The organism is Streptomyces nodosus, from assembly GCF_008704995.1.
In the GTDB taxonomy this organism is placed as follows: domain Bacteria; phylum Actinomycetota; class Actinomycetes; order Streptomycetales; family Streptomycetaceae; genus Streptomyces; species Streptomyces nodosus.
Genome location: NZ_CP023747.1, coordinates 6,777,875 through 6,798,290 on the forward strand (window position 1 = coordinate 6,777,875; position 20,416 = coordinate 6,798,290).

The window sequence follows — 20,416 nt, forward strand, 5'->3', positions numbered from 1 at the left end:
GGGCGTCAGAGGCCGTGTCCGAGGTCGGCGGACAGGCGCTTCACCAGGTCGTACGCGGCGTCCGGGATCACCGTCCCGGGCGGGAAGACGGCCGTCGCGCCCATCTCCAGCAGGGTGGGCACGTCCTGCGGCGGGATCACCCCGCCGACCACGATCACGATGTCCTCGCGTCCCTCCTCGGCGAGCTGCTCGCGCAGCGCCGGTACCAGGGTGAGGTGACCGGCGGCCAGCGAGGAGACGCCGACGATGTGCACATCCGCCTCGACGGCCTGGCGGGCCACCTCGGCCGGGGTCTGGAACAGCGGGCCGACGTCGACGTCGAAGCCCAGGTCGGCGAAGGCGGTGGCGATCACCTTCTGGCCGCGGTCATGGCCGTCCTGGCCCATCTTGGCGACCAGAATGCGCGGACGGCGGCCCTCGGCCTCCTCGAAGGAGGACACCAGGGCGCGCGTGCGGTCCACGGACGGGGACTCACCGGCTTCGTTGCGGTACACACCGGAGATCGTACGGATCTGCCCCGCATGGCGGCCGTACACCTTCTCCAGGGCGTCGGAGATCTCTCCGACGGTCGCCTTGGCACGGGCGGCGTGCACGGCCAGCTCCAGCAGGTTGCCGTCGCCCCCGGCGGCCCGGGTGAGCGCGTCCAGCGCGTCCCGGCACGCGGTCTCGTCGCGCTCCTCGCGCAGCCGCCGCAGCTTGGCGATCTGCTGAGCGCGTACGGAGGAGTTGTCGACCTTGAGCACCTCGATCTGCTCGTCGCTGTCGACGCGGTACTTGTTGACGCCGATGACCGGCTGGCGCCCGGAGTCGATCCGGGCCTGGGTACGGGCCGCGGCCTCCTCGACCCGCAGCTTCGGGATGCCCGCGTCGATGGCCTGCGCCATGCCGCCCGCCTGCTCGACCTCCTGGATGTGCTGCCAGGCCCGGCGGGCGAGATCGTAGGTCAGCTTCTCCACGTAGGCGCTGCCGCCCCACGGGTCGATGACCCGGGTGGTGCCGGACTCCTGCTGGATCAGCAGCTGGGTGTTACGGGCGATGCGGGCCGAGAAGTCGGTGGGCAGCGCCAGGGCCTCGTCGAGGGCGTTGGTGTGCAGCGACTGGGTGTGGCCCTGCGTCGCCGCCATCGCCTCCACACAGGTGCGCATGACATTGTTGAAGACGTCCTGCGCGGTCAGTGACCAGCCCGAGGTCTGCGAATGGGTCCGCAGCGACAGGGACTTGGCGTTCTGCGGATCGAACTGCTTCACCAGCTTGGCCCACAGCAGCCGCGCCGCCCGCAGCTTGGCGACCTCCATGAAGAAGTTCATCCCGATCGCCCAGAAGAACGACAGCCGCGGCGCGAACGCGTCCACGTCCAGGCCCGCGTCCCGGCCGGCCCGGATGTACTCCACCCCGTCGGCGAGGGTGTACGCCAGCTCCAGATCGGCCGTGGCACCCGCCTCCTGTATGTGGTACCCGGAGATCGAGATGGAGTTGTAGCGGGGCATCCGCTGCGAGGTGTACGCGAAGATGTCGGAGATGATCCGCATCGACGGCTTCGGCGGATAGATATAGGTGTTGCGGACCATGAACTCCTTGAGGATGTCGTTCTGAATGGTCCCGGCCAGCTTCTCGGGCGGCACACCCTGTTCCTCCGCCGCCACGATGTACAGCGCGAGGATCGGCAGCACGGCGCCGTTCATCGTCATCGACACCGTCATCCGGTCCAGCGGGATGCCGTCGAAGAGCTGACGCATGTCGTAGATGGAGTCGATGGCGACGCCCGCCATGCCGACGTCACCGGTCACCCGCGGGTGGTCGCTGTCGTAGCCGCGGTGCGTGGGGAGATCGAAGGCGACCGACAGACCCTTCTGGCCGGCCGCCAGGTTGCGCCGGTAGAAGGCGTTGGACTCCTCGGCCGTGGAGAAGCCCGCGTACTGGCGGATCGTCCACGGCTGGTTGACGTACATCGTCGGGTACGGGCCGCGCAGATACGGCGCGATGCCCGGACGGGTGTCCAGGAAGTCCAGGCCCTCCAGGTCACGGCCGGTGTAGAGCGGCTTCACCGGAATGCCCTCGGGGGTCTGCCAGAGCAGGTCGTCCCCGCCGGTCGCCCTCTTGAGCGTCGTATGCCACTCGCCCTCGCCGCCGCCCCCGGCCGGGGTCCCCAGCTCGATCCTGGAGAAGTCCGGGATTCCCATCACGACACTCCCATACGGTCGAGGGCGGAGGACAGCACGGCCACGGCGTCGCAGCCGGCGAAGACAAAGGCGTCGACACCGGGGTACTGCCCGGGGCGCCCGGCGAGGAACACATGCGAGGCACCTGACGACCTCAGCTCCGCCGCCACCGCCGACGCCTGCTCCTCGTACAGGGCGTCGCTGGAGCACAGACAGACCTCGGTGGCTCCGCTGTCCGCGAAGGTGCCGTCGGTGACCGGTTCGATGCCGCCGGCCTGGAAGAGGTTCGAGGCGAAGGTGAGCCGTGCGGTGTGGGCGGCGGCCGGGCCGATCGCGGCGAGGAAGATCCGGGGCCGGGAGCCGGTCGCGGCGAGGTGGGCGTCGGAACGGGCCCGCAGCGCCTCGTACGCCTCGTCGCGGCGCACCCGCGGCAGACCACCCGCCGGAGGCTCGGGCGCAGGCTCGCGGACGACCGGCTTCTCCGCGAGGTGCGGGAACTCGCTGACTCCGGTGATGGGCTCGCGGCGCTTCGCCAGCCTGGCGGTGCGCGCCTGCCAGGTGGCGGCCAGCTCCTGCTCGAGGTGTCCCGAACGCAGGGCGGCGGCCTGCCCGCCGGCCCGCTCGATGGACCGGAAGTACTCCCAGCCCGCGTGCGCGAGTTCGTCGGTGAGCCGCTCCACGTACCAGGAACCGCCCGCCGGGTCGATCACCCGGGACAGATGCGACTCCTCGACGAGGATCGTCGACGTGTTGCGGGCGATACGCCGCGCGAACGCGTCCGGCATACCGAGTGCGTCGTCGAAGGGCAGCACGGTGACCGAGTCGGCCCCGCTCACCCCGGCGGCCAGCGTGGCGATCGTGGTGCGCAGCATGTTCACCCATGGGTCGCGGCGCGTCAGCATCACCGACGAGGTCACCACGTGCTGGAGCTGCGCCCCCGCGCGCGGGGCGCCGCAGACCTCGGCCACCTTCGCCCACAGGCGGCGGGCAGCGCGCAGCTTGGCGATCGTCAGGAACTGGTCGGCGGTCGCCGCGTACCGGAACTCCAGCTGCCCACACGCCTGCTCGACGCTCAGCCCGGCATCCGTCAGTTCCCGCAGATAGGCCACCGCGGTGGCCAGCGAGCAGCCCAGCTCCTGGGCGGCCGAGCCACCGGCCTCGTGGTAGGGCAGCGCGTCCACGGTCAGGGCCCGCAGCCCGCGGTACTCCTCCGCGCACAGCCGCGCCAGATCCGCCGCCGGCGCGAAGCCGGACCGCTGCCCGGTGCGGGCCTCGTGGCCGAGCGGGTCCGCGCCCAGGTTGCCGCGCGCCGCGTCCTTGGCGACGCCGCGCTCCTCGTAGAGCCGCAGCAGCGCCCGTGCGGCGGGCTCGGCGTCCGCTCCCGCGTCCAGGACGACGGGCGCCAGGTCGAGATAGACGCCGTCCAGGACCCTGCCGAGCGCCGGCACGGGGATGCCGCCCTCTCCGAGGGTCAGCCAGAGGGAGGTGACGCCGTTCTCCAGGTCCGCGAGCACCGCGCCGCCGTCGGCCGCCGTGTGCCGCTGCCGGACGTCCCAGCCGCCGACCGTGTTCCCCTCGGCCCGGCCGCCGCGGACGAACGGCGCGAACCCGGGGAAGCCGGGCTCGGGAGCGGCGTCGCGCGCGGTGTAGAGGGGCCGGGTGCGTAGCCCGTCCTCCAGCCGGGTGGACAGGGCTTCCTCGGCTTCGGCGCCCTCGACGTCCTTGCCCGACTTGCGCAGGACACCCGCCACAAGGCGCTGCCACTGCTCGTGGGGAGCGTCAGGGAACTCACCGGCCAGTTCAAGGCCGTCATCGGACAGGACCGTCATGCTGGGAGGTTAGGACATGGACACTAGGGAGTTGCCCAGAACACGGCTGTGATCTTTGCCTCGCCGGGAGGCGTCGCCATGGCGGGCCTTCCGGGACGGGCCGGCTCAGCGCCCCGGAAGGGGCCCGTGGGTGAGCCCCGCGAAGACGGCCGCGAAATGCGGACAGCTGATCGGACAACTGACGGCCTCCGGTCGTCGGCACGGGTTAGGCGGGTGAGGCCGTGGATACGCTGACCGATGCCGGCGCGGGAGCCGACCGGCTTTCTGATCGCTGGGAACGCGGCCTTCGGCGGCGGTTTCCAGCCACAACCGCATCATCACGACGATCACGCCGATACGGCGGCGGAGGGACGAAGTGACAGACGCAGAGTTAGGCGCGGACGGCATCGACACCAGCAGGCCCCAGTCGGCGCGCATGTACGACTACTTCCTCGACGGCAAGGACAACTACCCCGTCGACTGGAAGGCCGCCGAACAGGTCATATCCTTCTTCCCCGATGTCAAGGAAATGGCACGGGTCAACCGCGACTTCATGCACCGCGCGGCCCGTGTCCTGGCCCGGCGGGGAATTCGCCAGTTCCTCGACATCGGAACCGGAATACCGACCGAGCCGAACCTTCATCAGATCGTCCAGAAGATCACCCCGGCCGCCCGCGTGGTCTACGCCGACAACGACCCGATCGTCCTCCGGCACGCCGAGGCGCTGCTGCGCAGCACCCCCGAGGGACGTACCGCCTACATCCAGGCCGATGCCAGGGAACCGGAGAAGATCCTCGCAGCGGCCGAGGACACCCTCGACTTCGCTCAGCCGATAGCGCTGTCCCTGGTGGCTCTTCTGCATCTGGTGGCGGACGAGGACGACCCCTACCGCATCGTGGCCGAGCTGCTCCGGCCGCTGGCCCCCGGAAGCTGCCTGGCGCTCTCCCATGCAACGGGTGACTTCGACCCCGAAGCGTGGGAGCGGGTCGTCGAGGTCTACCGCAAGGGGGGCACCTCGGCGCAGGTCCGGTCGCGCGATGAATTCTCCCGGTTCTTCGACGGACTGGAACTTCTCGACCCCGGCATAGCACTCGCCGCGCTCTGGCATCCCGAATCCGGGGAGCAGCACGGTCGAGGCGCGCAGATCCCCTTGTACGCCGGGGTCGCCCGGAAGCCGTGACGACGGCCGGAGGCAGTCCCGCGGCTGATGCCGCACATCATTGCCGAGGCACGGGGCCGGGCCGGACCGCGGAAGCGGCCCGGCCCTCCGTCGTCAGTCGATCTCGACCGGCGCGATGCCCTCATGAAGTCGGCCGTCCCCCGAGTCCACCCACCACAGGGACGGTTCCGACGGCACCGTTTCGTCCTGGCCGGGGGTGTCCTCCGGGCGCGTCGACACCGTCACCAGCCACTCGGACCGCCAGGTGCCCTCCCGCTCGACCGCCTTCAGGGTGGATGCCTCGACCTGGTACATCGCTCTCACCCCGCTCAGGTCCAGTTCCGTGTCCCCGAAGGCGCGGGACCGCGCGAGGAGGACCTTTCGCACCCGGTCCTCGGCCTGCGGGGCGGTCAGCTTCGCCTCGGCGACCGTCACACGTGTCGGGCCGAGGGCCACGTCCACCTGTGACACATGTCCGGACCTGCCGACCCGCACATCCAGCGTCCTGGGCATCTGTACCTCGTCGTGGAGCCAGAACCAGCTGGTCGTCCACCCCTGTTCCGCCTTCTCGCCCACCGGAGAGGTCCGGTGCCGGTCCGCGTCCTCGGCCCAGGGGTAGTGCTCACGCATGTACGACCGGGCGATCCGGTACGCCTCCTGCTCCGTGGACGCGGCGGTGGACCCCGTCACGGGATATCCCGTCACGCCGGGGCGGTCACCGTCCTCCAGCTGCATGGTCAGCTGCTTCCTGTCCGGCCATGACAGGCTGCCGCTGCCGAACGCCTCCGGCTGTCCCTTGTCCCGGCCGACCAGCTGGAAGATGATGTGCGTGCACGGGACCTCCCAGCACGGCTGCCGGTAGACGCCGTCCGGCTGGTAGAGGTCACCGAACGCCTCCCGTACCGCCTGTTCGACGGCGTGACGCTGCTGGGAGTCGGCGGGCACCAGTTCGGTGCCGTAGGCCTCGGTGAAGGTCAGCATCGGGCGCACCACTCCGACGCCCAGGGCCAGGACGGCCGCGGAGGCGATCAGTGAGGCCCTGGCACCGGCCCGTACCTCGAGTTTCCCTCCTGCGCCCAGCGCCACCGCGGCGACGGCGAGTCCCACGAGGCCGCCCAGGATGTTCATCTCGACGTCCGCGCTGTCGCAGGTGCGCCCCAGTCCGTCCACCGTGGCCTGGGTGAACTCGATGGCCAGGGGCAGGGTCACCACGCCGACCAGCGCGGGCAGCAGGCGGCGCACCGCAAGGAGCCCGAAGAGTCCGAGGGGCACCGTCATGGCCAGATTCCACAGGCCCTGTGTGGTGTGGAAGGGCTCGGTCAGGTCGTGGTTGACGACGCACTCGCCTCGGGCCGGGCCGCCTCCCATGAAGGTGACCCCCAGCACCCCCGTGAGGGTGGCGGCCAACCCGCCCCACCACACGCCGTAGGGGTTGCCGAGGCGACGGGAGTACAGCCATGACGCGCCGCCTAACACGAGGGCGGTCAGCGAACATACGGCCAGATAGCCGTAGCGGTCCTGGAAGATCGCGGTGAACACGGTGTCCTTGTCGAAGCAGGGGCACGGCGGCTGGACGGACCTCCGCCGCGGAAGAAGGGGCCCATGGTGCCCGAGGAGCTGCACAGCCCTCTCTCCGAATCGTCACAGCGCTGCAACAGCCTCGGTCCGTCCCCTGGTGCTGCGACCGGATGTCGTGTGAAGGACGACCGACGCCGATCGTCCTCGACCATGTGTGCCGCTGCCATGACTCGTCCGCCAGTAACGGTGGTTGACCACATGTCATACGTGGCGTGGCGCTCCTATCGTTCCGGCAACCCAACACCGCGGTTCCGCCACCGCGCGTACGGGGCGCCGTTCCCAGCAGACGACGGCGCCCAGCGGTGGCGGGCGGGCGGCACAGCGTCAGGAGCCGGTCATCATGCGTCCCAGCGTCACGGACACCGTCAGAAGCAGAACCGTCCGCGTACTCACCCTGATCGCCGCCGGGGCCCTGGTCACGGCCTGCTCCGCGGCGGGCACCGCCGGCACGGCGTCCTCCGGCTCCGGCAGCAAGGCATCCGCTCCCGTGAAGGTCGGCCTCGTCTACTCCCGCAGCGGACTGCTCGCCGCCTACGGAAAGCAGTACGAGGAGGGCTTCAAGGCGGGCCTGGCCTACGCCACGCACGGGACGAACAAGGCCGGTGGCCACCCGATCGAGGTCACCGAGCAGGACGACGCGGGGGACCCGGCGAAGGCCGTCGCCGCGACCAAGACCCTCGTCGGCAAGGGTTACAAGATCATCGCAGGCACCACGGACTCCGGGGTGGCACTTCAGATGGCGCCGCTGGCCGAGCAGAACAAGGTGCTGTACGTCTCCGGCCCCGCCGCCACCGACGCGGTCACCGGCGTCAACGGCTACACCTTCCGCTCCGGACGCCAGTCGTACCAGGACACCCTCACCGCCGGTGCGCTCCTCGGCGACGCCAAGGGCAAGAAGGTCATCGTGCTCTCCCAGAACTCCGCGTTCGGGCAGGCCAACGTGGACGCGGTGAAGGCCGTCCTGGGCGGCAAGGGCGCGAAGGTCGACTCCGTGCTGGCCCCGCCGAGCGCCACCGACCTCACCCCCTTCGCCCGCCAGACCAGGGCCGCCGAGCCGGACCTGGTGTTCGTCGCATGGGCCGGCGCCACCGCCCCCGCCCTGTGGACCGCCCTGGACCAGCAGGGTGTGCTGGACGCCGGCAAGGTCGTCACCGGGCTGGCCGGCACCGCCTCGTACCCGATCTTCGGCAAGGGGGGCTCCAAGGTCTCCTTCCTCGCGCACTACTTCCCGGGCGCCGGCGGCGACAACCCGGTGGAGAAGGCGATGCTCGACGGCATCAGCAAGGCCGGCGGCACCCCCGACCTGTTCAGCCCCGACGGCTTCACCGCCGCGCAGATGATCGTGCACGCCATCGAAGCCGGCAGCGCCACCGACACCGACGCCATGGTCAAGGCGCTGGAGGGCTGGAGCTTCGAGGGTCCCAAGGGCAAGGAGCAGATCCGGGCCGAGGACCACGCCCTGCTGCAGCCGATGTTCACGGCAAGGCTGAAGGGGACCGGCAGCGCCGCGGAGCCCGAGCTGATCGACAGCATCCCGATGGCCGCGGTCGCACCCGCGGTGAAGGCGGCGGGCTGACGACATGACCTCCTCCGACACGACGCGACCGAGCGCCGTGGGGGATCCGGGCGCAGGGGAGCACGGCAGCTCCCCGGCCCCCGTCCTCCGGCTGCGTGACATCGGCTGGACGGTCGGCGGCGCGACCATCGTCGACTCCGTCTCCTTCGACGTCCACGAAGGCGAGTTCCTGGCCTTCATCGGCCCCAACGGCGCGGGCAAGACATCCCTGTTCAACCTGGTCAGCGGGATCACCCGGGTCTCCCGGGGCACGATCGAGCTGGACGGTGCCGACGTCACCGCCGAGGCCGCCCACGCACGGGCCCGGCGCGGACTCGGGCGCACCTTCCAGACCTCCAGCCTGTGGCCGGGTATGACGGTCGCCGACCATGTGCGGCTGGCCGCCCAGGCCGCCGGCGGCGGCTCGTACCGGGTCTGGCGCCGCGCCGACAGCTACCCGGAGCAGGTCGCCCGGGTACTGGAGCGCACCGAGCTCGGGCACCGCGCCGACACCTGTGCCGACTCCCTCTCGCACGGCGAGAAACGCAAGCTCGAGCTCGCGGTGCTGCTCGTCGGCGAGCCCCGGCTGATGCTGCTGGACGAGCCGATGGCGGGCGTGAGCGCCGAGGAGGTCCCCGCACTGACCGAGCTCATCCGCTCGCTGCACCGCGAAGAAGGACGCACCGTGCTCATGGTCGAGCACCACATGGACGTGCTCCTGGGCCTGGCCGACCGGCTCGCCGTGATGCACCACGGCACGCTGCTGGCCCTGGACACCCCGGGGGCCGTCATGGTCGACGCCACCGTTCAGCAGGCCTACCTGGGGGAGGAACTGTGAGCACCACGCCCGCGCCCCTGCTGACGGTGCGCGACCTGAAGGTCGTCATCGGCGGCCGGCACATCCTGCACGGCGTCGACCTGGAGGTCGCCGCCTCCGGCACCACCGCCCTGCTGGGCCGCAACGGTGCCGGCAAGACCACCACCGTGCGCGGCATCCTCGGCCTCGTCCCCCGCACCGGCAGTGTGCTGCTGGGCGGCGAGGAGACGGTACGCCTGGCCACCCACGCCCTGGTCCGCCGCGGTATCGGCTACGCCCCCGAGGACCGGGGCGTCTTCGCCGCTCTCACGGTGGCCGAGAACCTCCGGCTGGCCGAGCGGCCCGGCGCCGGCGAACCGGCGTACGACCTGGTGCACGAACTCTTCCCGGAGCTCAGACAGCGCGCCCGGCAGGCCGCAGGCACCCTGTCCGGCGGCCAGCAGCAGATGGTCGCCATCGCGCGCACCCTGCTCAACGGCAACCGGCTGATCATCGCCGACGAGCCGACCAAGGGCCTGGCACCCAAGGTCGTCAGCGAGGTCGCCCAGGTGCTGGAGCGCGCCGCCCAGGCGGTGCCCATCCTGCTGGTGGAGCAGAACCTCGCCGTGGTGCGCCGCCTCGCCCGGCACTGTGCCGTACTCGCCGACGGCCGCACCGCCCACCGGGGCCCCGCCGCCGAACTGCTCGCCGACGCCGACGCGGCCCGTCGGCTGCTCGGCGTCGGGCGGGCGCGCCACGGGGACACCGGCACCCCGTCCGCCGGCACACCTGCCGGAACGTCCCCCGGCACACCCGCCCGCACCGCGGCCCACCCCGCCGCCCCGACCGCGGAGGCAGACGCCTGATGTCCACCGTCGTTCTGCTCACCCTCACCGGTCTCGGCCTGGGCGCGCTGTACTTCCTGGTCGCCTCCGGTCTCTCCCTGATCTTCGGACTGATGGACGTGCTCAACTTCGCGCACGGCGCCCTGATGTCCATCGGCGCGTACGCCACCTGGTGGGCCGCCTCCGGTCATCTGCCCGGCGCCGGATCCGGCGGCGCCCACTTCGCCCTCGCGGTCGTCTTCGGCACGGCGGTGGGCACGGCCGCCGCGGTGCTGCTCGAACTCGCGGTCATCCGCCCCCTCTACACGCGCCCGCGCGAGCAGATCCTCGCCACCGTCGGAGTGGGCCTGGCCGTCCCGGCGCTGCTCTCCGCGATCTGGGGAGCCGACGCCCGGCCCTTTCCCGGACCCGAGGCGCTGTCCGGCACCTTCGGGCTGCTGGGCGCCGAGGTGCCGCTCAACCGCCTGGTGCTGATCGCCGCCGCCGCGGTGGTACTGGCCGCACTCCAGCTGTTCCTGGGCCGCACCCGGCACGGTCTGGTCGTCCGCGCGGGCGTCGAGGACCGGGCCATGGTCACCGCGCTCGGCATCGATGTGCGCAAGGCCTTCACCCTGGTCTTCGCCATCGGCGGGGCGGCAGCGGCCCTCGGCGGTGCGATCGGCGGCCTCTACTTCGGCTCGGTCGACCCCGCGCAGGGCACCTCACTGCTCATCTTCGCCTTCGTGGTCGTCGTGATGGGCGGCATGGGCTCCCTCACCGGCGCCGCGCTGGCCTCGGTCGCGGTGGGCCTCGTCCAGCAGTTCGCCAACTACTACACCACCGCCGGGCTCGGCGACCTCGCCGTCGTCGTCCTGCTCGCCGCCCTGCTGCTGGTCCGGCCGCGTGGGCTCACCGGGAGGCTCGCATGACCACCGCCACCCAGCCGCGCGGCCAGGCCCGCACGGCGGACCACCCCCGCGCGGCCCGCGCCGGGCAACTGCGCCGCGCCGCCCGCTGGTGGCCGGCCCTGCTGCTGGTGGTGCTCTTCACCGCCCCCTACAGCGCGCTGCCCCTGCCGGGACTGCTGGACGGCCCGATCGGCAGCCCCGGCAACCTCCAGCTGCTCGCGCTCTGCCTGCTCTTCGGTGCCCTGGCCACCGGCTACGACCTGCTGCTCGGCCGCACCGGCCTGCTGTCCTTCGGCCATGCGCTCTACTTCGCCGCGGGCACCTATGTCACCAACACCGTCATGCTGGAGGCGGGCCTGCCGTTCGCCGTCTCCGCGCTGCTCGGCGTGCTCTTCGGAGTCGTGCTGTCCGCCCTGCTGGGCGCGGTCAGCCTGCGGGTGAGCGGCATCGGGTTCTCCATGGTCACCCTCGCCTTCGCACAGGCCGGGTCGATCCTGGTGCAGCGCGACCCGGGTGGCGTCACCGGCGGCGAGGAGGGCAGGGCAGCCCCCGCCGACCAGCTGCCCGCCTCGCTGGTCGGCATCGAGCACACCGCCAACCTGTACTGGCTCGCCCTGGCCTACCTCGTCGTGGTGGTGTGCGCCGTCCAGTGGGCGGTCCGCTCACCCCTCGGCCGGGTCTGGGAGGGCATCAAGGAGAACGAACGCCGCGTGGAGGTGCTGGGGCTGCGACCGTACGGCTTCAAACTGGCCGCCTTCGTCCTGGCCGGCGGCCTGGCCGCGCTCGGCGGCATCGTCTACCTCCTGCTGACGGGCGGCGCCACCCCGGGGACCACCACCTCCGACTTCACCCTGTCCCTGCTGGTGATGGTGGTGCTCGGCGGCTCCGGCACCCGCTGGGGCCCGCTGCTCGGCGGCATCCTCTACACCTGGGCCGACCACCGGCTCGGCGACCTGGCCGACTCCGGCGCGGTCGCCGGTCTGCCGGCCGTGGTCCGGGTGCCGCTCTCCCAGCCGCTGTTCCTGCTCGGAGCGCTGTTCGTCGCGGTGATATACCTGCTGCCCGGCGGCGTCGTACGGCTGCCCGCGCGGCTGCGCGCCGCCCGCGCCTCCCGCGTCACCACCGACCACAAGGAGGTCCCCCAGCCATGAGCCACCCTCCGCGGAACCCCACGACGGCCCGTCAGGACACGGCCGCCCCCGAGCACGAGGAGCTCCTGGTGCCGGTGTCCGGCGGGGAGCTGGCCGTACTGCGCTGGCCGGGCGCCGATCCGGGCGCGCCCGTGGTGCTGGCGCTGCACGGCATCACCGCCAACGGCCTGACCTGGGCACGGGTCGCCCACCACCTGGCCGGCCGGGTCACGCTGGTGGCGCCCGATCTGCGCGGCCGGGGCCGCAGCGGGAAGCTCCCCGGCCCCTACGGCATCGCGGCGCACGCCGACGACATGGCCGCGGTGGTCGGCGCGTTGGACCTCGGGCGGGTGGTGCTGACCGGCCACTCCATGGGCGCCTTCACCGCGGCCCTGACCGCGGTGCGCCACCCGGACCTGCTTTCCGGCCTGCTGCTGGTGGACGGTGGTGTGGCCTTCCCCGCCCCCACCCATCTGGCCCCCGACGAGCTTCTCACCGCAGTGCTCGGCCCGGCCATGCGGCGGCTGTCGATGACGTTCCCCGACCGGGGGGCCTACCGCGCGTTCTGGCAGCAGCACCCGGCCTTCGCCCACAACTGGTCGCCGTGGGTGGACGCCTACATCCAGCGTGACCTGGTGGGGGAGGAGCCCGAGTGGCGATCGTCCTGCCGGATCGAGGCGGTCCGCACCGACGGCACCGACCAGCTCGGCGAGGAGGTGTCGGGCGCCGTCCACCGCCTGCCCCGTCCAGCCGTGCTGCTGTGGGCGGAACGCGGTCTGATGAACGAGCCGCAGGGCCTGTACGACGAGCAGTGGCTCGCCTCCGCCGGCCTCGACCCCGAGCTGGTCCGCACACGGCTGGTACCCGGTACCAACCACTACTCGATCGTCGTCGGCGACGACGGCGCCCGGGCCGTGGCACGGCAGCTGCTGGCCGCGGCAGGCCTGGCGGAGACCGAGAGCTAGCCCGGCATATCAGTCGCCCGGTGCCCCTGTAGGCCGCACCGGTCGGACCCGCATGGACGCATACGGACCCGCGACATGGATCGCAGGGCACCGTGTCGCGCCCGCACTCCTGTTCCCCCTTGTCCCCCCCCACCACCCCTGGAGTTCCTCCATGCACTCCTCTATACGCAGCCTGTTCAGGCGCACCGCTCTGGCCGCGACGATCGGCGCCCTTGCCGCGGCCCTGACCACGGTCACCCCGCTCGCCCCGACCGCCGCGGCCGCCGGCACCCTCCAGCAGGTCGCCAACTTCGGCTCCAACCCCGGCAACCTCGCGATGTACGAGTACGCGCCCGCGAACCTCCCCGCGAACGCGCCGCTGGTCGTGGCACTGCACGGCTGCAGCCAGTCGGCGAGCGACTACCACGGGCACTCCGGCTGGCAGAAGTTCGCCGACCAGTGGGGCTTCGCCGTGATCTACCCGCAGACCAACTCGGCCAACAACATCCTGTCCTGCTTCAGCTGGTTCGACCCCGCCAAGGACACCCGGGGCAAGGGCGAGGCGGCCTCGGTCGTGCAGATGGTCGACAGCGCCGCGGCGCGGTACGGCTCGGACCGCGGCCGGATCTTCGTGACCGGACTGTCCGCAGGCGGCGGCATGGCCGCCGATCTGCTCGCCGACTACCCGGACGTGTTCGCCGGCGGCGCCATCGACTCCGGGCTGCCCGCACAGTGCGCCACCACACAGGCCGCTGCCTCCGGCTGTCAGTACAGCAGCCAGAACCTCACCCCGAAGCAGTGGGGCGACAAGGTGCGCAACTCCTACCCGGGGTACACCGGCCCATGGCCGCGGGTCGCGATCTGGCAGGGAGCCTCCGACACCACCGTCGCCCCGGTCAACGCCACCGAGCTGCGTGACCAGTGGACCGACGTCTGGGGCATCGGCCAGACGGTCTCCAGCACCCGGAACCTGACCGGCGGAACCACCGAGAGCATCTACGACGACTCCGCCGGCAAGCCCGCCGTCGCCCTCTTCTCGGTCTCCGGCATGGCCCACGGCCTCGCCGTGAACCCCGGTTCGGGCGCCGACCAGTGCGGCACCACCGGGGCCTACTACCTCAACTCCATCTGCTCCAGCTACCACACCGCGCAGTTCTGGGGTCTGGACGGGTCCGGCGGCGACCCCGGCAGCGGCTCGCTGCCCGCGCCGTCCGGGGTCGCGGTCACCGGCACCACCGGCACCGGAGCATCGCTGTCCTGGAACGCCGTCAGCGGTGCCGCCTCGTACCACGTCTACCGCAACGGCACCAAGGCCGCCTCCGTGACGGGCACCTCGTACACCGACACCGGCCTGTCCGCCGGCACCTCCTACAGCTACACCGTCGCCGCGGTCGACTCCACCGGAGCCGTCGGTGCCTCCTCCGCACCGGTCACGGCGACCACGACCGGCGCCGCGCCCAAGTGCTACACCGCCAACAACTACAACCAGGTCGCGGCGGGCCGTGCCCACCAGAGCCTCGGATACACCTACGCCAACGGCTCCGACCAGAACATGGGCCTGTACAACGTCGCCATCACCCACACACTGAAGGAGACCTCCCCGGGCTACTTCGTCATCGCCGATTCCGGCTGCTGAACGCGATGCGGGGGCCGGCTCCCGTCGGCCCCCGCATCGCGACGACGCCGGTCGCGGCTGGACAGCACCGGTCCCTTCTTGGTAAGAGATGACAGCGTTGGTGCAGGTCGCTGGGGGGCGTGTGAGCGGAAGGCCGTGGGCCGGCCTGCCTCCGGGGTCACCGTCGCCCGTCAGGTGCGCACTTCCTTGCCGCCCCTCGTGCAACGGGCACCGTGTCGTTCGTCAGATTCGCCCGATCCAAAGGTTTTCCTGTGTCTCTTCTTGTCGCGCTGGTCGCCGTCGGCGTCGTAGTGCTCGTCCTGCTCATCAGTTCCATACGCACGGTCGACCAGGCGCATGTCGCGGTCGTCACCCTGTTCGGGAAGTACCGCCGGGTCCTGAACCCCGGCCTGAACCTCATCATTCCGATCTTCGAGCGCATCAACAGCAGGGTGCCTGTTCAGAACCAGACCTCCCGTCTGCAGTTCTCCGCCATCACGGGCGACCAGGCCGCGGTTCACTTCACCTCGACGATCATCTTCACGGTGTCCGACCACTCCCCGGAGACCGTGCAGCTCGTGGCCTTCAAGTTCATCAACGAGAATTCGTTCCATATGGCGATGACCAGCGCCGTCGAGGCGAGCGTGCGGGAGTTCGTGTCGACGAAGAAGCAGGCCGAGGTGCTGGGGCTGAGGTCGGAGATCGTCTCGCACGCCAAGTCCACGCTGGATGAGCAGCTCGCCTCGTGGGGTTACACCCTGGTCGACCTGACGGTCAATGACATCACCTTCGACGCCGAGGTCATGGCGTCGATGTCCCGTGTGGTGGCGGCGAAGAACGCGCAGTCGGCCGCCGAGTTCGAGGGCCAGGCGCTGCTGATCACGCGGACGAAGGAGGCGGAGGCGAACGGTGCCGCGATCCGGATCGCCGCGCAGAACGAGGCGGAGGCCGCACGACTGCGCGGAGAGGGCCTGGCGCAGTTCCGTATGGAGCTGGCGAAGGGCCTGTCGGAGTCCGCGCAGACCCTGACGGATCACGGGGTCGACCCTGGCCTGCTGGCCTTCACGATGTGGACGGAGACGATCCGTGAGTCCGCGAAGGAGGGCGACGGCAACGTGATCTTCCTCGACGGGAGTGTCGAGGGCATGCAGAGCTCGCTGCGTCATCTGCAGGGCCTGACCCAGGTCGGCAAGGAGTAGTCACCGAGGGCGCTGTCCCGCGCCGTGGCTCCCGCCGCAGTGCCCCACAGGGCACTGCGGCGGTTTTGCGTCCTGCTGCCGGATCAGGCCGTGGGCGGCCGGTCGGCGGAGGCGTCAACCGCGCGGAAACACCGGCGGAAAGAGCTCCTCCACCGTGCGTCGACGATGGTCGCGCTCCGGGTAGGCCGCCCGCATCATGTCGAACAGTTGCTGGCCGGCTCGCCTCAGTGCGGGGAGATCGACACCGGGGATCATGCCGTCGCGCATGACCACCCGGCCCGCGACCATCGTCAGGACCGCGTCGCGGGCGGTGCCGTTGAGTACCAGGGTGCGCAGCGGATCCTCGGTGACGCCCATACGGAAGTCGTCCAGGGCGAACGCCGTCAGGTCGGCGGCGGCGCCCGCGGCCAGCCGCCCGAGATCGGGTCGGTGCAGCGCGGTCGCCCCACCCGTCCACAGCGCCTCGAAGTAGCCGGCGAGGTGCCCCTGGCCCAGGTCACCGGCCTGGAGCTTGGCCACCTGGGTGCCCACATCGATCCCCCGGATCAGGTCCGGAGGGAAGGAGTCGGTGCCCAGGCACAGGTTCACCCCTTGCGCCCGGTGGCCGGCGAATGTGTGCAGGTGGTGGGCGTATCGCGCGTTCGTCAGGGGGCAGTGCACGATCGAGACGCCCGCGTCGGCCAGCACCGCGAGATCCCCGGTGTCCCTGCCGAGCACCTCGGGGTGCACATCCAGCACCACCCCGTGCGGAACGATCAGGCGGTCGGACAACAGCCCGGAATCGGCGATCAGTTGCAGCGGGGTGCACCCGTGGGACCGCTGGATGTACTCCCGCTCCGCCATGCCTTGCAGAGCGTGCAGGCGCACCAGTGCGCCGCGCTCGTGCGCGGCCCGGGCGACGTCGCCGAGCAGATCGGGGAGCAGGGTCTCGATCCGGCAGGGCAGCAGCACCCCGGTCACCAGGGGATCGGCGAGCCGGGCGGTGTGGTCCAGGAAGCGCAGCGCCTCGGCCAGACCACGCCGGCCGGCCTCCTCGTCGAACATCACGGTGCGCCCGCCGTCGGCGCCGGTCACGTTCACCCCGGAGCGGAACGACGGTCCGAGGAAACCGCGCAGGCCCAGCCGCGACGACACCTCGGCCATCGCCACGAAGTCCTCGTAGGTCTCCGCCCAGTCGCTGTGCACCTCCGAGGCGATCGGCATGTAACTGGTGATGCCGTGCAGGGCGAGCTGGACCAGCCCGTACTCGCGTACCGTGCGCCGTTGCGCGGCGTCGAACACCGCCCGCGGCGCGGCGAAGTACTCGGCCGACCAGACGAACCCGGACGCCTGCTCCGGGGACGCCCAGGAGTCCAGGACCAGGTGGTCGATGTCGGTGAGGGCGTCCAGATCGATCAGACCGGGGGTGACCACCGCGTCACCGAGGTCGATGCGTGTGTCGGCCCGGTGCCGGTCGAGTTCGGCGCGATCACCCACGTCGACGATGGTGTCGCCGTCGATCAGCACGGCGCCGTCCGGGACCTCCACGTGCGAACGTCCGTCGTGGGCGATCACCCAGGAGGCAGTGACCAAGGTCTTCATCGACGTGCCCTTCCAGATTTGGTACACCAACTGGCTGAAACGGTCGCGCTCACCCCGGAGCCTTGATATGTCCCCGGGATGTGTGGCGACAGGCTATGGCGCGCGCAAACTTTTGCACAAGCAGGTAATGGCGCCACACAAGGGCCGTTGGTCCATACAACGACGATGTTTCGGGTTGTCGTCGAACCCTGGTAGAAATCGCGATTCTTGGTATACCGTTTCGGCCACCTCAACCTCCCCGCCCCTCGAGCACCAAAGGATCGGACGTGCCGGATCCGTATGAGCCGCCGAGTCCGCCGCGCCACGCCGACGCGCCGGAGCCCGCTGACGGGCAGGTGGTCACTCTGACTCCACCAGAATCCGCAACCGCGACAGCCGAGCGCGGGCCCGCCACGGAGATCGCCACCGCGCGGTCGCTGCTGGGCACGGCATGGCTCCGGATACGGCGCAGCCGTATCGCCGTCGCCGCCCTGATCGTGGTGGCCCTGATGGTGCTGTTCGCCGTCCTGGCCCCGGTGCTGACGGCCGTCGAAGGCTCGGACCCGTTCACCTCCCGGACGGGGCCTGACTTCCTGGACACCTTCTACACCCCGGGCCTGCCGCTGCCGTACTACCGCTTCCCGTCCGGCGAGCACTGGCTCGGCCTCGAACCGGGGCTCGGGCGCGACATCTTCGCCCGGATGGCCTATGGCGCCAGGATCTCCCTGACCATCGCACTGCTGTCCACGGTGGTGTCGGTGGTCCTGGGCACCGTGCTCGGCGCCGCCGCCGGATACTTCGGCGGCAAGATCGACATGGTGATCAGCCGGGTGATGGACCTGTTCCTGGCCTTCCCCCATCTGCTGCTGGTGCTGTCGCTGACCCCGATCATGCAGTCCCGGCTGCGCGGCACCGCCCTCGATTCGGGGAGCCTGGTGCCGATCGCCTCGCTGGTGATCATCCTCGGCTTCTTCGGCTGGGCCTATCTGGCCCGCGTCGTGCGCGGCCAGGTGCTCTCGATCCGGGAGCAGGAGTTCGTCGAGGCCGCCCAGGCGTACGGGGCCTCGCACCGCAGCATCATCCTGCGGCAGATCATCCCGAACGTCATGGGAGTCGTGCTGGTCTACGCCACCATGATGATCCCCACCAACATCACCGCAGAGGCGGCCCTGTCCTTCCTCGGGGTCGGGGTCAAGGACCCCACACCCTCCTGGGGCCAGATGCTCAACGCGGCCCAGGCAGGCAACTGGTACCTGTCCGACCCGTGGTTCCTCGCCGTCCCGGCCGGCGCACTGGTGATCACCGTGCTCGCGTTCAACCTGCTCGGCGACGCGGTCCGGGACGCCCTGGATCCCAAGTCCTCACGAACCTGAACTCCCCTGACGCGCCACGCTTTTCCCACCCTCAAGGAGACGCAGTGAAACGAAGCACCATGGCGGCGATCGCCCTGACGGTGAGTGCCGGGCTGGCCCTGACCGCCTGCGGCGGAGCCAAGCCCACCCCCGATTCCGGCTCCGGTCCCAGAGCCGACGCCTACGCGCCGGTGGTGATCGGGAAGAACTACACCGGCAAGGGCGGCAACATCAACGTCCTGATGTCCTCGGACTTCCAGACGCTGGACGCCGGCAACAGCAACTATGTGCAGACCGCCAACGTGGGGCAGCTGTACTACCGCACCCTGACCATGGCCAAGGAGACCGCCGGCAAGCCGCCGACGATCGTGCCGGACCTCGCCACCGACCTGGGCAAGCCCTCCGCCGACGGCCTCACCTGGACCTACACCCTGAAGGCCGGGCTGAAGTTCGAGGACGGCACGCCGATCACCAGTAAGGACATCAAGTACGGAGTCGAGCGCACCTACGCCCGCGACGTCTACACCCAGGCACCGCAGGAGCTGAACACCGCCCTGGCCGACGACAGTTACAAGGGCCCGTACACCGGAGGCGACTTCAAGGGGATCGACACCCCGGACGACCGCACCGTCGTCTTCCACCTCAAGCAGCCCTTCGCCGAGTTCCCCGCCCTGGTCTCCCGGTCGAACACGGCGCCGGTGCCCAAGGCCAAGGACACCAAGCTCGACTACACCAACCACCCCGTCTCGTCCGGCCCGTACAAGATCCAGTCGTACGACCGCGGCCGCTCGATGAAGCTCGTCCGCAACAACCAGTGGAACGCGGCCACCGACCCCAACCGGACCGCCCTGCCGGACACCTTCACCTTCACCCTGTCCACCGCCCAGGCGACCATCAGCCAGCAGCTGATAGCCGATTCGGACCCGACGGCGGTCACCCTGGACAGCAACGGCGGCCTCCAGGCGTCCGACGCCGCCGAGCTCAACAAGCCCGACGTCAAGAAGCGCACCGCCGGCGGCCTGCTGGGCTGTACGGACGTACTGGACTTCAACACCGAGACCATCAAGGATCCTCAGGTCCGCAAGGCACTCGCGCTGGCCGTCGACCGCAGCGCGGTCCAGGTGCAGTACGGCGGCGAACGGTTCGGCAAGCTGGCCCAGTCGTACATCAACTCGGCGCAGCGCGGCTATGTCGAGCAGCACACCGACCTCGACCCGACGGGCAAGCCGAAGCTGGACGAGGCCAAGAAGCTCCTCAAGGGCAAGTCGGTTCCCAAGAAGCTGGTGTACGGCTACGCCGACGCCAACCCCCGCTACAAGAACGTCGGCACCGTGCTGCAGCAGAACTTCAAGCAGCTCGGCATCGACCTCCAGCTGCGCCCGATCCCCACCGCCAACTACTACACCGTGCTGGCCGGTGACCAGATGCCGGACATCGCCCGCAGCGGCTGGTGCGGCGGCGCGGACAGCGGCTCGGTGCGCACCACCGTCGACCCCAACCTGGGCCCCAGCGTGGACGGCACGACCTACGGCTTCTCCAACATCCCGCGCTACTACGACCCGAAGATCTCCCGCGCGATGTACGAGCTGCGCGGCACCAACGGGACCAGCGAGGAACTCGGCAAGAAGTGGGCGACCCTGTTCGACCAGGCCATGCAGACCTACCCCCTGGTGCCACTGATCCGCAGCTACACCAACAGCGTGGTCGGCTCCAAGGTCCGTAACGCACAGGTGGGTTACTTCTTCGGCGGCATCGATCTGTCCGTCGTCGGCGTCCAGCACTGAGCACCTGTCACAGGAAGAGCGAGAAACAGTGAGTCCATCCCGAGC

At 70.6% G+C, this 20,416-nt stretch carries 15 protein-coding genes; 11 read left to right on the forward strand and 4 right to left on the reverse strand.

Annotated elements, in window-relative coordinates; genetic code table 11:
* Positions 1–5 precede the first annotated feature (5 nt).
* Both scpA and CP978_RS30075 read right to left on the reverse strand, forming a co-directional pair.
* On the reverse strand, positions 6–2,180 hold the full coding sequence (scpA, locus tag CP978_RS30070) for a methylmalonyl-CoA mutase (RefSeq protein WP_043446053.1): 2,175 nt from the start codon (positions 2,178–2,180) through the stop codon (positions 6–8).
* Positions 2,180–3,988 carry a methylmalonyl-CoA mutase subunit beta gene (locus CP978_RS30075; RefSeq protein ID WP_043446057.1) on the reverse strand — a complete coding sequence of 603 codons (1,809 nt, stop codon included), beginning with the start codon at positions 3,986–3,988 and terminating at the stop codon, positions 2,180–2,182. The genes scpA and CP978_RS30075 overlap by 1 nt, the downstream gene beginning before the upstream one ends.
* Positions 3,989–4,343: 355 nt before the next feature.
* On the opposite strand from CP978_RS30075, the gene CP978_RS30080 reads away from it, so the two are divergent.
* Positions 4,344–5,147: an SAM-dependent methyltransferase gene (locus CP978_RS30080; protein WP_043446060.1), complete on the forward strand. Its 804-nt coding sequence runs from the start codon at positions 4,344–4,346 to the stop codon at positions 5,145–5,147.
* A gap of 93 nt (positions 5,148–5,240) precedes the next feature.
* On the opposite strand, the gene CP978_RS30085 is transcribed toward CP978_RS30080, so the two are convergent.
* Positions 5,241–6,494 (reverse strand): VanZ family protein, encoded by a 1,254-nt coding sequence (locus CP978_RS30085; protein WP_407083926.1) that lies wholly within the window; start codon positions 6,492–6,494, stop codon positions 5,241–5,243.
* A 550-nt stretch (positions 6,495–7,044) separates the two neighbouring features.
* Between CP978_RS30085 and CP978_RS30090 the strand changes: the two genes are divergently transcribed.
* From CP978_RS30090 to CP978_RS30125, 8 genes are all read left to right on the forward strand, one after another.
* Positions 7,045–8,280, forward strand: a complete 1,236-nt coding sequence (locus tag CP978_RS30090; RefSeq protein ID WP_043446067.1) for a substrate-binding domain-containing protein — start codon at positions 7,045–7,047, stop codon at positions 8,278–8,280.
* 4 nt (positions 8,281–8,284) lie between these two features.
* Positions 8,285–9,097 carry an ABC transporter ATP-binding protein gene (locus CP978_RS30095; RefSeq protein WP_242647094.1) on the forward strand — a complete coding sequence of 271 codons (813 nt, stop codon included), beginning with the start codon at positions 8,285–8,287 and terminating at the stop codon, positions 9,095–9,097.
* Positions 9,094–9,921 carry an ABC transporter ATP-binding protein gene (locus CP978_RS30100; RefSeq protein ID WP_242647093.1) on the forward strand — a complete coding sequence of 276 codons (828 nt, stop codon included), beginning with the start codon at positions 9,094–9,096 and terminating at the stop codon, positions 9,919–9,921. Before CP978_RS30095 ends, CP978_RS30100 begins: the two co-directional genes overlap by 4 nt.
* On the forward strand, positions 9,921–10,808 hold the full coding sequence (locus tag CP978_RS30105) for a branched-chain amino acid ABC transporter permease (RefSeq protein WP_043446073.1): 888 nt from the start codon (positions 9,921–9,923) through the stop codon (positions 10,806–10,808). Before CP978_RS30100 ends, CP978_RS30105 begins: the two co-directional genes overlap by 1 nt.
* Positions 10,805–11,938, forward strand: coding sequence for a branched-chain amino acid ABC transporter permease (locus CP978_RS30110; RefSeq protein WP_043446076.1), 1,134 nt, complete (start codon positions 10,805–10,807; stop codon positions 11,936–11,938). The genes CP978_RS30105 and CP978_RS30110 overlap by 4 nt, the downstream gene beginning before the upstream one ends.
* Complete coding sequence (locus tag CP978_RS30115) at positions 11,935–12,882, forward strand: alpha/beta hydrolase (protein ID WP_052454376.1); 948 nt, start codon at positions 11,935–11,937, stop codon at positions 12,880–12,882. The genes CP978_RS30110 and CP978_RS30115 overlap by 4 nt, the downstream gene beginning before the upstream one ends.
* Positions 12,883–13,033: 151 nt before the next feature.
* The gene (locus CP978_RS30120; RefSeq protein ID WP_043446078.1) at positions 13,034–14,497 is read left to right on the forward strand and encodes an extracellular catalytic domain type 1 short-chain-length polyhydroxyalkanoate depolymerase; all 1,464 of its coding nucleotides are present in this window, start codon (positions 13,034–13,036) and stop codon (positions 14,495–14,497) included.
* 251 nt (positions 14,498–14,748) lie between these two features.
* Complete coding sequence (locus CP978_RS30125) at positions 14,749–15,675, forward strand: SPFH domain-containing protein (protein WP_043446080.1); 927 nt, start codon at positions 14,749–14,751, stop codon at positions 15,673–15,675.
* Positions 15,676–15,789: 114 nt separating this feature from the next.
* Here the strand turns inward: CP978_RS30125 and CP978_RS30130 are convergent, their stop codons facing one another.
* The gene (locus CP978_RS30130) at positions 15,790–17,256 is read right to left on the reverse strand and encodes a chlorohydrolase family protein (RefSeq protein ID WP_043446082.1); all 1,467 of its coding nucleotides are present in this window, start codon (positions 17,254–17,256) and stop codon (positions 15,790–15,792) included.
* A gap of 335 nt (positions 17,257–17,591) precedes the next feature.
* Between CP978_RS30130 and CP978_RS30135 the strand changes: the two genes are divergently transcribed.
* Both CP978_RS30135 and CP978_RS30140 read left to right on the forward strand, forming a co-directional pair.
* Positions 17,592–18,608: an ABC transporter permease gene (locus CP978_RS30135; protein WP_079162581.1), complete on the forward strand. Its 1,017-nt coding sequence runs from the start codon at positions 17,592–17,594 to the stop codon at positions 18,606–18,608.
* Between the two features lie 44 nt (positions 18,609–18,652).
* A complete protein-coding gene (locus tag CP978_RS30140) occupies positions 18,653–20,371 on the forward strand; it encodes an ABC transporter substrate-binding protein (RefSeq protein WP_043446084.1) in 1,719 nt (572 codons plus the stop codon).
* Positions 20,372–20,416 lie beyond the last annotated feature (45 nt).